Origin of the sequence: Ramlibacter sp., from assembly GCF_036676645.1 — a bacterium.
In the GTDB taxonomy this organism is placed as follows: domain Bacteria; phylum Pseudomonadota; class Gammaproteobacteria; order Burkholderiales; family Burkholderiaceae_C; genus Ramlibacter.
Genome location: NZ_JAKFCM010000016.1, coordinates 197443 through 212148 on the forward strand (window position 1 = coordinate 197443; position 14706 = coordinate 212148).

Annotated in this window: 13 protein-coding genes; 3 read left to right on the forward strand and 10 right to left on the reverse strand. The window is 68.1% G+C overall.

Annotation, left to right across the window (positions count from 1 at the left end):
* Window positions 1-152: 152 nt before the first annotated feature.
* The 5 genes from V6M57_RS03135 to V6M57_RS03155 all read right to left on the reverse strand — a co-directional run bounded on the left by V6M57_RS03135 (window position 153) and on the right by V6M57_RS03155 (window position 6535).
* Window positions 153-749, reverse strand: coding sequence for a hypothetical protein (locus V6M57_RS03135; RefSeq protein ID WP_332813515.1), 597 nt, complete (start codon window positions 747-749; stop codon window positions 153-155).
* 167 nt (window positions 750-916) lie between these two features.
* Window positions 917-3784 carry a valine--tRNA ligase gene (locus V6M57_RS03140; RefSeq protein WP_332813516.1) on the reverse strand — a complete coding sequence of 956 codons (2868 nt, stop codon included), beginning with the start codon at window positions 3782-3784 and terminating at the stop codon, window positions 917-919.
* Between the two features lie 97 nt (window positions 3785-3881).
* Window positions 3882-4094: a DUF2783 domain-containing protein gene (locus tag V6M57_RS03145; protein WP_332813517.1), complete on the reverse strand. Its 213-nt coding sequence runs from the start codon at window positions 4092-4094 to the stop codon at window positions 3882-3884.
* A gap of 14 nt (window positions 4095-4108) precedes the next feature.
* A complete protein-coding gene (locus tag V6M57_RS03150; protein WP_332813518.1) occupies window positions 4109-5833 on the reverse strand; it encodes an FAD-dependent monooxygenase in 1725 nt (574 codons plus the stop codon).
* 84 nt (window positions 5834-5917) lie between these two features.
* Entirely contained in the window at window positions 5918-6535 is a 618-nt protein-coding gene (locus V6M57_RS03155) for a VOC family protein (RefSeq protein WP_332813519.1), read from the reverse strand.
* Window positions 6536-6770: 235 nt separating this feature from the next.
* Here V6M57_RS03155 and V6M57_RS03160 point away from each other — a divergent pair, with 235 nt between their 5' ends.
* The 3 genes from V6M57_RS03160 to V6M57_RS03170 all read left to right on the forward strand — a co-directional run bounded on the left by V6M57_RS03160 (window position 6771) and on the right by V6M57_RS03170 (window position 9279).
* Entirely contained in the window at window positions 6771-7193 is a 423-nt protein-coding gene (locus V6M57_RS03160; RefSeq protein ID WP_271235987.1) for a rubrerythrin family protein, read from the forward strand.
* A gap of 149 nt (window positions 7194-7342) precedes the next feature.
* Complete coding sequence (locus V6M57_RS03165) at window positions 7343-8683, forward strand: heterodisulfide reductase-related iron-sulfur binding cluster (RefSeq protein WP_332813520.1); 1341 nt, start codon at window positions 7343-7345, stop codon at window positions 8681-8683.
* 5 nt (window positions 8684-8688) lie between these two features.
* Entirely contained in the window at window positions 8689-9279 is a 591-nt protein-coding gene (locus tag V6M57_RS03170) for a DUF3501 family protein (RefSeq protein ID WP_332813521.1), read from the forward strand.
* A 226-nt stretch (window positions 9280-9505) separates the two neighbouring features.
* On the opposite strand, the gene ugpQ is transcribed toward V6M57_RS03170, so the two are convergent.
* The 5 genes from ugpQ to ugpB form a co-directional block, all read right to left on the reverse strand.
* A complete protein-coding gene (gene ugpQ, locus V6M57_RS03175; RefSeq protein ID WP_332813522.1) occupies window positions 9506-10261 on the reverse strand; it encodes a glycerophosphodiester phosphodiesterase in 756 nt (251 codons plus the stop codon).
* Window positions 10258-11268 (reverse strand): sn-glycerol-3-phosphate ABC transporter ATP-binding protein UgpC, encoded by a 1011-nt coding sequence (gene ugpC, locus V6M57_RS03180; protein ID WP_332813523.1) that lies wholly within the window; start codon window positions 11266-11268, stop codon window positions 10258-10260. Before ugpC ends, ugpQ begins: the two co-directional genes overlap by 4 nt.
* 68 nt (window positions 11269-11336) lie before the next feature.
* Window positions 11337-12188 carry a sn-glycerol-3-phosphate ABC transporter permease UgpE gene (ugpE, locus tag V6M57_RS03185; protein ID WP_332813524.1) on the reverse strand — a complete coding sequence of 284 codons (852 nt, stop codon included), beginning with the start codon at window positions 12186-12188 and terminating at the stop codon, window positions 11337-11339.
* On the reverse strand, window positions 12189-13076 hold the full coding sequence (gene ugpA / locus V6M57_RS03190) for a sn-glycerol-3-phosphate ABC transporter permease UgpA (protein WP_332813525.1): 888 nt from the start codon (window positions 13074-13076) through the stop codon (window positions 12189-12191).
* A 156-nt stretch (window positions 13077-13232) separates the two neighbouring features.
* Window positions 13233-14537 (reverse strand): sn-glycerol-3-phosphate ABC transporter substrate-binding protein UgpB, encoded by a 1305-nt coding sequence (gene ugpB / locus V6M57_RS03195; RefSeq protein ID WP_332813526.1) that lies wholly within the window; start codon window positions 14535-14537, stop codon window positions 13233-13235.
* Window positions 14538-14706 lie beyond the last annotated feature (169 nt).

Consider the following 14706-nt stretch of genomic DNA (forward strand, 5'->3'; position numbering starts at 1 on the left):
GCCGAGGCTGCTGCGGAGCTAGTCGACTGAATGGATGAATCAGGGGCAGCGCGGATGAGTTTGCGCAGCCGGGGCCTGGTGTGGCGAATTTGCCGCAAATTTTGTAACGATCGGCTCTACCGCACTGCCTCTGCGGCGCTCCTGCACGCAATCTAGGATGGGAAGCGATGCGTGATCTGGAAAAAGAACGTGCTCGGCCCGTCGAACCCGGGTGGCCGCCAGAGCACGTTGAAGCCCACCGGACCATTCGGGTCGGTGATCGACATCACCGGCATCACGGCCGGCACCCAGGCCATGCGCCCCGACCAGGAGCGAGACCGATAGAACATGAACACGCCGGCGCCCGCGTCGACGCGGGTTGCGCCGATCCGCATCACTTCCCTGGTGAAGGCCGAGCCGCCATACAGGCTCCAGGCACGGCGGGAGTCGCTGAAGCTGCCCAAGGTGTAGCTCGTCTGCCAGGGGTCGCCGCTGATCGATGAGCGCCACGGCAAGCCTCGCAGGCGCACCTCGAAGCCAACGCCGGGATGCTGTTCATTCCAGACCCGCCCGGGTGCGCGCGTGGGTGTATCGTGGATCGAGGCTCCGCCTAAGTGCAGATGCCACTCGCCGGCGGGCTGTAGCCAGGCGCCGCACATCACGCGCGTGGCGCGGGCCACCGGGTCCAGGCAGTCGGCGGCAGCCGCTGGAGCGGCGGCCGCAGCGACCAGCAGCAGTCCGATGCGAACGTTGCGCGCCCGATTGGCCATCGTTCTCGCTCCCTGAAGTTGACTTCAGGGTAGGAAGCGGAACGAATGGCTCAGGTAGCCGTCATTCGCCTGTTGTCGTCATCTTTCCTGGGTTCGCCTCGTGCGAAGCTCGGCCGTCCGCGTGAGAGGAAAAGGAACTGCTGAGTGGCCCTAACGGGCTGGCCCCATCAGGCCAGCCGCGCCAACTGCTCGCGCAGGCGGTCCAGCGTGGTGCCGAAATCGGCGATCCGCCTGCGCTCCTGCTCGATCACGGCGGCCGGCGCCTTGGCGACGAAGGCCTGGTTGGCCAGCTTGCCCCGGGCCTTGGCGAGCTCGCCTTCGATCCGCGCACTTTCCTTGGCCAGGCGCGCCTTCTCGGCGGCGACGTCGATTTCCATGAACAGGCACAAGCGGGCCTCGCCGACCACCGCCACGGGTGCGGCCTTGGCGGCGGCGGCCCAGGCCGCCTCCTCGTCGAACACCTTCACTTCGCTCAGGCGGGCCAGCGCCTGCAGCACGGGGGCCACCTCGCGCAGGAAGGCCGCGTCGCCGAGGCCGTAGAGGGGCAGGCGGGTGGCGGGCGAGACGTTCAGCTCGCCGCGCAGTTGCCGGCAGGCGTCGACCAGGGCCTTGAGCCGCTCGACGTAGGCGATGGCGGCCTCGTCGATCTTCTCCGGTTGCGCCTGCGGGTAGCGGGCGATGCTGACCGACTCGCCGGCCAGCCCGGCCACCGGTGCGACCTTCTGCCACAGCTCCTCGGTGATGAACGGGATGACCGGGTGCGCCAGCCGCAGGATGGCCTCCAGCGTGCGGATCAGGGTGCGGCGGGTGGCGCGCTGCTGGCTCTCGCTGCCGTGGCGCAGCTGGACCTTGGCGATCTCCAGGTACCAGTCGCAGTACTGGTTCCAGACGAAGTCGTAGATCGCGTTGGCGACGTTGTCCAGGCGGTAGTCGGCAAAGCCCTGGGCGACTTCGGCTTCCACCTTCTGCAGCGCCGAGGCGATCCAGCGGTCGGCCTGGCTGAAGCGCAGGTAGCCGTGCGCGGGGCCGCCCGGTTCGCAATCGGCCTGGGTGTGCTCCTTCAGCCCGCAGTCGTGGCCTTCGCAGTTCATCAGCACGAACAGGGAGGCGTTCCAGAGCTTGTTGCAGAAATTGCGGTAGCCCTCGCAGCGCTTCGAATCGAAGTTGATGCTGCGGCCCAGCGAGGCCATGGACGCGAAGGTGAAGCGCAGCGCGTCGGCGCCGTACGCGGGGATGCCCTCGGGGAATTCCTTCTCGGTGTTCCTGCGCACCTGCGGCGCGGTCTCGGGCTTGCGCAGGCCGGTGGTGCGCTTGTCCAGCAGCGGGCCCAGCTCGATGCCGTCGATCAGGTCGACCGGATCCAGCACGTTGCCCTCGGACTTGCTCATCTTGCGGCCGTGCGCGTCCAGCACCAGCCCGTGGATGTACACGTCGCGGAACGGCACCTGCCCGGTGAAGTGGGTGGTCATCATGATCATCCGGGCGACCCAGAAGAAGATGATGTCGTAGCCGGTCACCAGCACGCTGGAGGGCAGGTACAGCTGCAGGTCGCGCGTCCTGTCCGGCCAGCCCAGCGTCGAGAACGGCACCAGCGCCGAGGAGTACCAGGTGTCCAGCACGTCCTCGTCGCGGCGCAGCGGCCTGCCGGGCGCCTGCCGCTGCGCTTCTTCTTCGCTGCGGGCGACGTAGACCTGGCCGTCCTCGTCGTACCAGGCCGGGATCTGGTGGCCCCACCAGAGCTGGCGCGAGATGCACCAGTCCTGGATGTTGTCCATCCACTGGTTGTAGGTGTTGACCCAGTTCTCCGGCACGAAGCGCACCTGCCCGCTGCGCACGGCGTCGATCGCCTTCTGCGCGATGGACTTGCCTGTCGGGTCCTGCTCGCTGACCTTGGTCATCGCGACGAACCACTGGTCGGTCAGCATGGGCTCGATCACCTGTCCGGTGCGGGCGCAGCGCGGCACCATCAGCTTGTGCTTCTTCGTCTCGGCGAGCAGGCCCTGCGCCTCCAGGTCGGCGACGACGCGCCGGCGCGCCTCGAAGCGGTCCAGCCCGCGGTAGGCGGCCGGTGCGTTGTCGTTGATCTTCGCGTCCAGCGTCAGCACGCCGATCATCGGCAGGCCATGGCGCTGGCCGACGGCGTAGTCGTTGGTGTCGTGCGCGGGCGTGACCTTGACCACCCCGGTGCCGAATTCCCGGTCGACGTAGTCGTCGGCGATCACCGGGATGTCGCGGTCGCACAGGGGCAGCTTCACGGCCTTGCCGACGAGGTGCCGGTAGCGCTCGTCCTGCGGGTGGACCATCACGGCCACGTCGCCCAGCATGGTTTCCGGCCGGGTGGTGGCCACGGTGAGGGCTCCGCTGCCATCGGCCAGCGGGTAGCGGATGTGCCAGAGGAAGCCGTCCTCTTCCTGGCTCTCCACCTCCAGGTCGCTGACGGCGGTCTTGAGCTCCGGGTCCCAGTTGACCAGCCGCTTGCCGCGGTAGATCAGGCCCTGCTCGTACAGCCGCACGAAGGTCTCGGTGACGATGGCCGAGAGGTTCTCGTCCATCGTGAAGTACTCGTGCGACCAGTCCACGCTGTCGCCCAGCCGGCGCATCTGCGTCGTGATGGTGTTGCCCGACTGGCGCTTCCACTCCCAGACGCGCTCGACGAAGTTCCTGCGCCCGAGGTCGTGGCGGCTCTGGCCCTGCTGCTGCAACTGCCGCTCCACCACGATCTGGGTGGCGATGCCGGCGTGGTCCGTGCCCGGCACCCACAGCGTGTTGAACCCTCGCATCCGGTGGTAGCGCGTCAGGCTGTCCATGATGGTCTGGTTGAACGCATGGCCCATGTGCAGCGTGCCGGTGACATTCGGCGGCGGCAGCTGGATCGCGAACGCGGGTTCGCCTTCGCGGGCCGCACCGGTGCCCCGGTAGCCGGCCCGGCCGTAGCCGCGCTGCTCCCAGGCGGGGCCCCAGCGTGCCTCGAGGGCGGCGGGCTCGAAGGACTTGGTCAGGCTGTTCAGGCCGGGCTGGGCAGGGGTGTCGGGCATGGCGGGCGCGGTCATCAAGACGGCAAGCGCGGGCACCGTGGGCACGGCACCCGCGCATGCGCAGGAGGGGAGACCCCCGATTTTATTCGGGGGCGGTTCAGCTCGCGCCGGACGAGGGCTTGGCCGGCTGCGGCAAGGCCGCCGCCCGCACGCATTCGGCCAGCACCTGGGCGTCGCCCACCTGGTTGGCCAGCAGCAGGATCAGGCGCGCATTGAGCAGCTCGGATTCATCGCGGCCCAGGCCCTGGTGCGCATCGAGCAATTGCTCGTAGAAGGTGTCGGCGTCCTGGAAGTTGAGGACCGTTTTCATGGAGGTGGGCAGCTTCATTCTTCGCTTGCGCCGGTGCCCAGCGCACGGGCGATCGCCTGCACCAGGCTGGCATCGACGCTCTCGCCGGTGGCCGCGACGTAGCTGTCGGGCCGCACCAGGGCCCAGGCATGGCCGAACACATGGCAGGCGCCCTGCAGGTGCCCCTGCGGGTCGCGCACGTGCTCGATGGCGCCGGGCCGCTGGCCGGGCCCCAGCACCTGCACGCAGCGCAGCGGGGCCGCCGGTGACAGCTCGCGCAGGCGCGCCAGGCCGGCGCGGCCGGGATCGCCGAACACCAGCAGCAGCAACCGGCCTGCGGCCCACCGCAGCAGGTCGTTGACCGAGCCGGCCGAGCCGTCGGCCCATTCGAAGGCGACGTTCTGCACCGACAGGCCGCCGGTGCGCTCGCACACGCTGGAGCTCGTGTAGGCATTGGCCACGGCCATCCGGCCGGTGTTCACCAGCTGGCGCGCGAACGGGTACTGCCGCGCCAGTCCCACCGCCGCGGTCCGGAAGACCCGCTCGATGCCGTCGGCCGGGCGCAGGAACCGGGCGGTGCGGTTGGTGACCTGCACGTTCTGCCGGGCGGCTTCGTGCCGCTCCTCGTGGTAGCTGTCCAGCAGCGCGGCGGGGGCGCGGCCCTTGAGCACGGCCGCCAGCTTCCACGCCAGGTTGTCGGCGTCGGCGATGCCGGTGTTGCCGCCGCGCGCGCCGAACGGGCTGACCACCTTGGCGGCGTCGCCGACGAAGAACACGTGGCCGTGGCGCATCGCATCCACGCATTCGCTGCGGTACGCATAGGGTCCCACCCACACGATCTCGACCTCGCAGTCGGCGCCGAACTGGCGCTGCAGGCGCTGGCGCACCACGTCCTCGCGGCTGACTTCCTCGGGGTCGGCGTCCGGCGCCATCTGGTAGTCGATGCGCCAGACCTCGTCGCCCATCAGGTGCTGCCACACCGCCCGGTTGTCGTTGAACGGCGCCTCGATCCAGGTGTGGCGCTCCACCGGCGGGTGCCGGGTGAAGCGCACGTCGGCGATGCACCAGCGATCGTCGCCCTTCTTCGCCGTGACGCCGGCGCCCACCCAGCGGCGGAACGGGCTGTGGCAGCCGGTGCCGTCGATGACGTGGCGGGCGCGGAGGCGGTAGTCGCCGGCCGGCGTGGTGACCGACAGGGTGGCGCCGGCGGCATCCTGCTCGAAGCCCGTGACGCGGTTGTTCCAGCGCAACTGCACCACGCCCAGTTCGCGGATGCGCTCGACCAGGTAGCCCTCGATGTAGAACTGCTGGATGTTGATGAAGGGCGGCTGGATCGACAGGTTGTAGCCGCTTTGCTGGCGCAGGTCGAACGAATAGACCTCGTCCTCGCCGGCGAAGGTGCGGCCCACGCTCCACTGGATGCCCTTGCGCGCGATGCGCTCGTAGACTCCCAGGCGGTGGAAGATCTCCAGCGACTTCTGCGTGTAGCAGATGCCGCGCGAGGAGGCCCCCTTCACGCCCACCGTGTTGTCCTCGTCCAGCACCACGGCCGGGATGCCGTACGTGGCCAGCGCGCAGGCGGCCGTGAGCCCGGCCAGTCCGGCCCCGACGATGACGACCGGGTGCTCGCCGACCTGGCCCGCAGCCAGTTCGGCCGGCACCTCGAAGGGGTACTCGGGCAGCTGGTAGCCGCTGCCCTGGGTGAATTCGTAGCCGTTGGTCAGGGCCGTGTCCGCATAGCCCGTCCTCAGCTCGTCCATTGCGATGGTCTCCTCGTTGTGCTCACCGCGCCGCGGGCCCGGTGTCGCCGTCCTCCCCGCGCAGGCGGGGGCGGAAGGCGACGGCTAGCCGTTCTTCGCGAACTCCGGCCGGTCGTTCCTCGGCGGCTTGAGCGGTGCGTCGCCCTTGCCGGCGGCGCGGTCCTTGCGCCACTGTTCCTTGCGCGCGGTCCACTCATGCAATCGCGCGTGGGCGGTCCTGCTCTCCTGCAGCATCTGGAACTCGTCGGCCAGCTGGGCGGTGAGTTCCAGCCGGATGCCATTGGGGTCGAAGAAGTAGATGCTGTGGAAGATGTGGTGGTCGGTCACGCCCAGCACATCCACACCGTGCGCCTGTAGCCGCGCCTTCATGTCCTCCAGCGCCTGGACCGAGTCGACCCGGAACGAGATGTGGTTGACCCATTTGGGCGTGTTGGGCGAGGGCTCGCAGGCCTGGTCGTCGCCGAGGTCGAAGAAGGCGATGAACGAGCCGTCCTGCAGCCGGAAGAAGAAGTGGGTGTACGGGCAGTACTCGCCGGTGCTGGGCACGTAGTCGCTCTGGATGATGTGGTAGAGCGGCAGGCCCAGGATGTCTTCGTAGAAGTGGCGCGTCTCCTCGGCGTCGCGGGCGCGGTAGGCGTAGTGGTGGAGCTGCTGGATGGGCGCGGGCGCCGGCAGCGCGGCAGTGTTCGGGACGGCGGCCATGGGATCTCCGGAATTCAACATTGCGTAACGCGTTTACTTTACCGTAATGCCTCGTGCGCCCCAACGCGACCGTTCGCGGCCTCATGAATGCACCCCATGGTTCCCTTAGCCATCTTCAATGCTGCGGATTGACGCCGCCAATTAGACCCGGCACCACCGCGGCGCTACAGTCCCCGGGTCCCCGGCGTGTTCCGGGGCGCACCGCTCAACCGATCCACCACTCAAGGAGACTGCCATGGCCACCCTCAAGGGTTCCAAGACGGAAGAAAACCTGAAGGCCGCCTTTGCCGGCGAATCGCAGGCCAACCGCCGCTACCTGTACTTCGCGAACAAGGCGGACGTGGAAGGCCAGAACGACGTCGCGGCCCTGTTCCGTTCCACCGCGGAAGGCGAAACCGGCCACGCGCACGGCCACCTGGAGTGGCTGGAGCAGTGCGGCGACCCCGCCACCGGCCTGCCGATCGGCGGCACGCGCGACAACCTCAAGGCCGCCGTGGCCGGCGAGACCCACGAGTACACCGACATGTACCCGGGCATGGCCAAGACCGCGCGTGACGAAGGCTTCGACGAAGTGGCCGACTGGTTCGAGACGCTGGCCAAGGCCGAGCGCTCGCATGCCAACCGGTACACCAGGGCGCTGAACGAGCTGGTGGATTGAGCTTTGCGGCCTCTGCGGGGCCGCAAAGCAGGGCTAGGGACCGGGGACTAGGGGCTAGGGAAATACCGGGCCCAGCATGAATCCTCCACACCTGGCCCCTGCAACCCCAGCCCCAGTCCCGGCCCCTAGCCCCTAGCCCCTAGCCCCTCATGAGAGAAGGCAGCCTCGAAGCCCCCACCCGGCACCCGATCGACTGGCGCAGCCCCGACTTCTACGACGAGGGCGCCGCCTTCCAGGAGCTGGGGCGCATCTTCGACATCTGCCATGGCTGCCGACGTTGCGTCAGCCTGTGCGGCGCCTTCCCCACGCTGTTCGACCTGGTCGACGAAGGCAAGACCGGCGAGCTGGACGGGGTCGACAAGCGGGACTACTGGAAGGTGGTCGACCAGTGCTACCTGTGCGACCTGTGCTACATGACCAAGTGTCCCTACGTTCCGCCGCACCAGTGGAACGTGGACTTCCCGCACACGATGCTGCGGGCCAAGGCGATCAAGTTCAGGAAGGGCATTCCGGCCAGCGAGCGATTCCTCGCTTCGACCGACGTCCACGGCAGTTTCGCCGGCATCCCGGTCGTGGTGCAGGCGGCCAATGCCCTGAACCACACCCGGCCGGCGCGCGCCGCCATGGAGAAGGTGCTGAACGTCGACCGCGAGGCCTGGCTGCCGGACCTGGCCACGCGCAAGTTCCGCTCCGGCGCGCCCCGGTCGGAAGCTTTCCCCGTCAACGACGGCGCCAAGACGCCCGGCAAGGTCGCGATCTACGCCACCTGCTACGTCAACTACAACGAGCCGGGCATCGGCCACGACCTGCTCAAGGTGCTGGCGCACAACGAGATCCCGTACCGCCTGGTCGACAAGGAGAGGTGCTGCGGCATGCCCAAGCTGGAGCTGGGCGACCTGGAGGGCGTCGACAGGCTCAAGCAGGCCAACATCCCGGTGCTGGCGCGCTATGCGCGCGAGGGCTGGGCCATCCTGTCGGCGGTGCCCAGCTGCACCCTGATGTACAAGCAGGAACTGCCCCTGATGTACCCCGACGATGCCGACGTGCAGGCGGTCAGGGAAGCGATGTGGGATCCGTTCGAGTACCTGTCGGCGCGCAAGCGCGACGGCCTGCTGAGGACGGATTTCAGCCAGCCGCTGGGCAAGGTGAGCTACCACACGCCCTGCCATGGGCGGGTGCAGAACATCGGCAAGCGCACCGAGGAGGTGCTCAAGCTGATCCCGGGCACCGAGGTCGCCACCCACGAGCGCTGCTCCGGCCACGCCGGCACCTACGGGGTCAAGAAGCAGTACCACGCCATGGCCATGAAGATCGGCAAGCCGCTGTTCCGGCGCATGGCCGAGCACCCGGCGGGCGGGGCGCCCGACTACATCAGCTCCGACTGCCCGCTGGGCGGCCACCACATCGCGCAGGGCTTCGAAGTCAACCAGCTCGGCACGCCGACGCTGGAACACCCGCTGAGCCTGGTGCGCAAGGCCTACGGACTCTGACAGCCATGCAAACGACCGGCCGGATCACCCCCGACAACCTGATGTCGCTGGAGGCCTACGCCAGGTGGCGCAAGGCGCACAAGGGCGAGGTCATCGCGCATCGCAAGCAGCGCAGCGTCCAGCTGGGCGAGCACGTCACCGTGCAGTTCGAGAGCGAGCTGTCGATGCGCTACCAGATCCAGGAGATGCTGCGCATCGAGAAGATCTTCGAGGAGGAGGGCATCCAGGCCGAGATCGACGCCTATGCGCCGCTGGTGCCCGACGGCAGCAACTGGAAGGCCACGATGATGATCGAGTACCCCGACGAGAGCGAGCGCCGGCGCGAGCTGGCACGGCTGATCGGCGTGGAGGACCGCATGTTCGTCGAGGTCGAGGGGCACGCGCGCGTGTACGCGATCGCCGACGAGGACCTGGAGCGCGAGAACGAGGAGAAGACGTCCTCGGTGCACTTCCTGCGGTTCGAGCTCGATGCGCCCATGCGTGCGGCGGTGAAGGCGGGCGCGGCGGTCAAGCTGGGCTGCGACCACCGCAACTACCCGGCGCACCTGACGGTGCCGCCGGAGGCCCTGGCATCGCTGGCGGGGGACTTGAAGTAGGAGCGGCCTCGAGGAAGGCTGGCGCGCCTCCTTGTCATCCGGGCCCTCCCTGTCATCCCGGCGGAAGCCGGGATCCATCTCCAGCGGACTGGACACGCACGTCGGTGAGGAGCGAGCCGGAGATGGATTGCGGCTCAAGGCCGCAATGACACCGCGGGTCGCGGCTCAAGGCCGCAATGACACCGCGGGTCGCGGCTCGAGGCCGCGAGGACGCCACGGATGCGGCTCAAGGCCGCAAGGACACCATGTCGTCCGGCGCGAACAGGTCCACCCGGTCGGTGATGACGCCGTCGGTCCCGAGGTCCCACAGCCGCCGCGCGGCCCACTCGTCGTTCACGGTGTAGCTCAGGCAGCGCAAGCCGGCGCCCTTCGCCTGCGCCACGGTGCCGGGGTCCCACAGGGCGTGGTTGCACACCAGCGCCACGCATTCGAGCTGCAACGCCATCTCCAGCCAGCCCTTCCAGAGGCTGTCCAGCAGCAGCCCGCGCGGCAGCTGCGGCGCGGCTTCACGCGCGCCGGCCAGCGATTCCGGGCGGAACGAGGTCAGCAGCGGCGGCACCGCGGCATCCGCCCACAGGCGCGCGGCTTCGCGGGCCACCACCTCGCCGGTGCGTTGCTCGTGCCCGGGCGTGGGCTTGATCTCGATGTTCAGGAAGTGGCCGTTGGCGCGGCAGAACCGCGCCAGGTTCTCCAGCGTCGGCAGCGGCTCGCCGGCATGGGCGCGCGAGTGCCAGCTGCCGGCATCCAGCTGCGCGAGCTCGGACCAGGGACGCTCGCCCCCCACGCCGCTGCCATTGGTGGTGCGCTCCAGTTCCGCGTCGTGCATCAGGAACACGACGCCGTCGGCGGACAGCTTGGCGTCGCACTCGAACATGCGGTAGCCGTGCTCGGCACCGAGGCGGAACGCGGCCAGCGTGTTCTCGGGTGCCAGCTTGCCGGCGCCCCGATGCGCGATCCAGCGCGGATAGGGCCAGTCCTTCATGCTGCCAGCCGCTTGCCCGAGCCCGCGTCGAACCAGTGCAGCCGGTCCTCGCGCGGCCTGACGCGGATCACCGAGTGGGCGGCCGGAGCGGCCTGGGCCTCCTCGCTGCGCACGATGATCGGCTCGGTGCCGATGCGGCCGTAGATCAGGCGCTCGGCGCCCAGCAGTTCCACCGTCTCGACGCGCACTTCCCAGCCGTCGGAGCCCAGGTCCAGGTGCTCGGGCCGGATCCCCAGCAGGGCGCCCGCGCGGGCGCCGGGGGCGTCCTTGAGCAGGTTCATGGGCGGCGAGCCGATGAAGCTGGCGACGAACGTGGAGGCGGGCCGGTGATACACCTCTTCCGGCGTGCCGAACTGCTCCATCACGCCGGCGTTCATCACGATCATGCGCTGGGCCAGCGTCATGGCCTCGACCTGGTCGTGGGTGACGAACAGCGAGGTGATGCCCAGCTCGCGGTGCAGCTTCTGGATCTCCAGCCGGGTCTGCGCGCGCAGCTTGGCGTCCAGGTTGGACAGCGGCTCGTCGAACAGGAACACCTGCGGCTGGCGCACGATGGCGCGCCCCATGGCCACGCGCTGGCGCTGGCCGCCGGACAGCTGGCGCGGCTTGCGGTCCAGCAGGTGCGCCAGCTCCAGGATGCCGGCGGCCTTGTCGACCCGGGTCTTGATCTCCTGCGCCGGCATCTTGCGGATCTTCAGGCCGTAGGCCATGTTCTCGAACACGCTCATGTGCGGGTAGAGCGCGTAGTTCTGGAACACCATGGCGATGTCGCGCTCGGCCGGCTCCAGGTCGTTGACGACGCGGTCGCCGATGCGGATCTCGCCTTCGGAGACCTCCTCCAGCCCGGCCACCATGCGCAGCAGGGTGGACTTGCCGCAGCCGGACGGGCCGACGATGACGATGAACTCGCCCTTCTGGATGTCGGCGCTGACGCCATGGATGACCTGCAGCGCCTGCTTGCCGGTGCCGTAGCGCTTGATGATGTTGCGGAAGGAGAGAGCTGCCATTTGTCTAGTCAGTCGGGGACAGAGCAAGAGCTCGCTGCGCGATCTTTTGGTCTGTCCCGCAAAGTCATTTATTTTTCCGTGTCCACCAGTCCCTTGACGAACCACTTCTGCATCAGGATCACCACCACGGCGGGCGGGATCATGGCGAGGATGGCGGTGGCCATGACGATGTTCCAGTCGTTGGCGGCGTCGCCGCCGGAGATCATGCGCTTGATGCCCATGACCACCGGGTACATCGATTCGTCGGTGGTCACCAGCAGCGGCCAGAGGTACTGGTTCCAGCCGTAGATGAACTGGATGACGAACAGGGCCGCGATGCTGGTGGTGGACAGCGGCAGCAGCACGTCCTTGAAGAAGCGGATCGGCCCGGCGCCGTCCACGCGCGCGGCCTCCACCAGTTCGTCGGGCACCGTCAGGAAGAACTGCCGGAACAGGAAGGTGGCGGTGGCGCTGGCGATCAGCGGCACCGTCAGGCCCGCATAGCTGTTGAGCATGCCGAGGTCCGACACCACCTGGTAGGTCGGCCCGATGCGCACCTCCACCGGCAGCATCAGCGTCACGAAGATGGCCCAGAAGAAGAACATCCGGCCCGGGAAGCGGAAGTACACGATCGCGAAGGCCGACAGCAGCGAGATGGCGATCTTGCCGATGGCGATGACCAGCGCCGTCACCAGGCTGACGAACATCATCCGGCCCACCGGCGCGGTGGACGCGGCGGCGTCGCTGGTGCCCAGGATCGCCATCTTGTAGTTCTCCAGCAGGTGCGGGCCCGGCAGCATGGGCATGGGCACCTGCACGATGTCCTGCGCCGTGTGGGTGCTGGCCACGAAGGTGATGTACAGCGGAAAGGCGATGACCAGCACGCCCAGCACCAGCACCAGGTGCGAGACGAAAGTGGCCAGGGGGCGACGCTCGACCATCTAGTAGTTGACCTTCTTCTCGACGTAGCGGAACTGGATCACGGTCAGCGCGATGACGATGGCCATCAGCACCACCGACTGGGCGGCCGAGCTGCCCAGGTCCAGCGCCTTGAAGCCGTCGTAGTAGACCTTGTAGACCAGGATGGCGGTGTCCTTGCCGGGACCGCCCTCGGTGGCGGCGTCGACGATGGCGAAGGTGTCGAAGAACGCGTAGACGATGTTGATCACCAGCAGGAAGAAGGTGGTGGGCGACAGCAGCGGGAACACCACGCTCCAGAAGCGGCGCCAGGGGCCGGCGCCGTCGATGGCGGCGGCCTCGATCAGGCTGCGCGGGATCGACTGCAGGCCGGCCAGGAAGAACAGGAAGTTGTAGGAGATGTGCTTCCAGACGGCGGCGAACACGATCAGCGCCATCGCCTGCCCGCTGTCGAGCAGGTGGTTCCACTCGAAGCCCATCTTGCGCAGCCAGTAGCTGACCAGGCCGATCGAGGGCGCGAACATGAACAGCCACAGCACGCCGGCCACGGCGGGGGCCACCGCGTACGGCCAGATCAGCAGCGTCTTGTAGATGGCGGCGCCGCGGATCACCCGGTCGGCGAACACCGCCAGCGCCAGCGAGATCGCCAGCCCCAGCCCGGCCACCAGCACCGAGAACTGCACGGTGATCTTGAACGAGGCGAGGTAGCCCTCGTCATCGAACAGGCGGCGGAAGTTGTCCAGCCCCACCCACTGCACGGACGCGCCGAAGGCGTCCTGCTGCTGCAGCGATTGCAGCAGCGCCTGCCAGGCCGGCCAGAAGAAGAAGACGGCGATGACCGCCACCTGCGGTGCGAGCAGCACCCAGGGCAGCCACCAGCTCTTGAAACGGACACGCTTTTCTACGGCCAAGGTCGAACCTGTTGTCTGGAACGAATGAAGGCCACTCGCCTGTGCGAATGGCCCTGAGCGCCCTGCGCCCTCCCCTGCTCGGCGGGGGAGGGCTGGGGAGGGGGTGCCGTCATCCTGTCGCGATCAGCGGAGCGCGACAGGAAGGCGGCAAGTCCGTCAGGACTTGTTCGCCTTCTCGAAGCGCTCCAACTGCTCGTTGCCGCGCTTGACGGCGGCGTCCAGCGCTTCCTTGGCCGTCTTCTTGCCGGCCCAGACCTGCTCGAGTTCCTCGTCCATGATCGCGCGGATCTGGTTGAAGTTGCCCAGGCGCACGCCACGCGACTTGTCGGTGGTCTTGCGGATCATCTGGTTCACGGCCGTGTCGGTGCCGGGGTTCTGCTTGTAGAAGCCCGACTCCTCGGTCAGCTTGAACGAGGCCAGGGTGATCGGCAGGTAGCCGGTGCGCTGGTGGCTCTTGGCCTGGATTTCGGCGTTGGTCAGGTAGTTGAAGAACGCGGCCACGCCCTTGTACTCCTGCGGCTTCTTGCCGGCCATGGTCCACAGCGAGGCGCCGCCGATGATGGTGTTCTGCGGGGCGCCCGGCACGTCCGGGTAGTACGGCAGCGGCGCGATGCCGAAGTCGAACTTGGCGTTCTTCTTGATGCTGGCGTAGGTCGACGAGCTGGCCGTGGCCATCGCGCACTCGCCCGAGTAGAACGGCGCGTCGCCCTTGTTGCCGCGGCCGCGGTAGTGGAACAGGCCGCTCTTGGCCATGTTGGCCAGGTTCTCGATGTGGCGCACGTGCAGCGGGCTGTTGAAGGCCAGCCGGGCCTTGGTGCCGCCGAAGCCGTTGTTGTGGGTGGCGAACAGGGTGTTGTGCCAGGTGGAGAAGCTCTCCAGCTGGGTCCAGCCCTGCCAGCTGGTGGTGAACGGGCAGGACACGCCGGAAGCCTTCAGCTTGGCGGCGGCCAGGGCCAGCTCGGGCCAGGTCTGCGGCGGCTTGTTCGGGTCCAGGCCGGCCTTCCTGAACAGGTCCTTGTTGTAGTTCAGCACCGTGGTGGAGCTGTTGAACGGGAAGCTGAGCATCTGCCCGCTGGGCGCCGTGTAGTAGCCGACCACCGCCGGGATGTACAGCTTGGGGTCGAACTTGTAGCCGGCGTCGGCCAGCACCTTGCCCACCGGCACGACGGCGCCCTTGGCCGACATCATGGTGGCGGTGCCCACTTCGTAGACCTGCAGGATGTGCGGGGCGTTGCCGGCGCGGAAGGCCGCGATCGAGGCCGTCATCGACTCGTCGTAGCTGCCCTTGTAGGTGGGCACGACCTTGTACTCCTTCTGGCTGGCATTGAAGCCGTTGGCCAGGTCCACGACCCAGTCATTCAGGCCGCCGGTCATGGAATGCCACCACTGGATTTCGGTCTGGGCCGCCGCGGGGAGGGTGACGGCGGCGGCGATCGCCACGGCACAAAGCTTCAGTTTCATGAGAGCTCCTGAGAGGGGTTGAGTCACGAGGGCGTGACTCTACAGTCGATTTGTGACAGGGATTAGAGCCGGGCCCCGTGGTCGTGCCTACCGGACTTTCCATGAGCACCGCAGGCGCCCGCCTGCTGCCGCGTTTGTTGCGCTGCGGTAACATCCCCTCTCAGCCGCC

Excerpts from the sequence above, each read along its gene's own strand:
- V6M57_RS03135 (WP_332813515.1), bottom strand. The coding sequence starts at position 749 with ATGGCCAATCGGGCGCGCAACGTTCGCATCGGACTGCTGCTGGTCGCT.
- V6M57_RS03140 (WP_332813516.1), bottom strand. The coding sequence starts at position 3,784 with ATGCCCGACACCCCTGCCCAGCCCGGCCTGAACAGCCTGACCAAGTCC.
- V6M57_RS03145 (WP_332813517.1), bottom strand. The coding sequence starts at position 4,094 with ATGAAAACGGTCCTCAACTTCCAGGACGCCGACACCTTCTACGAGCAA.
- V6M57_RS03150 (WP_332813518.1), bottom strand. The coding sequence starts at position 5,833 with ATGGACGAGCTGAGGACGGGCTATGCGGACACGGCCCTGACCAACGGC.
- V6M57_RS03155 (WP_332813519.1), bottom strand. The coding sequence starts at position 6,535 with ATGGCCGCCGTCCCGAACACTGCCGCGCTGCCGGCGCCCGCGCCCATC.
- V6M57_RS03160 (WP_271235987.1), top strand. The coding sequence starts at position 6,771 with ATGGCCACCCTCAAGGGTTCCAAGACGGAAGAAAACCTGAAGGCCGCC.
- V6M57_RS03165 (WP_332813520.1), top strand. The coding sequence starts at position 7,343 with ATGAGAGAAGGCAGCCTCGAAGCCCCCACCCGGCACCCGATCGACTGG.
- V6M57_RS03170 (WP_332813521.1), top strand. The coding sequence starts at position 8,689 with ATGCAAACGACCGGCCGGATCACCCCCGACAACCTGATGTCGCTGGAG.
- ugpQ (WP_332813522.1), bottom strand. The coding sequence starts at position 10,261 with ATGAAGGACTGGCCCTATCCGCGCTGGATCGCGCATCGGGGCGCCGGC.
- ugpC (WP_332813523.1), bottom strand. The coding sequence starts at position 11,268 with ATGGCAGCTCTCTCCTTCCGCAACATCATCAAGCGCTACGGCACCGGC.
- ugpE (WP_332813524.1), bottom strand. The coding sequence starts at position 12,188 with ATGGTCGAGCGTCGCCCCCTGGCCACTTTCGTCTCGCACCTGGTGCTG.
- ugpB (WP_332813526.1), bottom strand. The coding sequence starts at position 14,537 with ATGAAACTGAAGCTTTGTGCCGTGGCGATCGCCGCCGCCGTCACCCTC.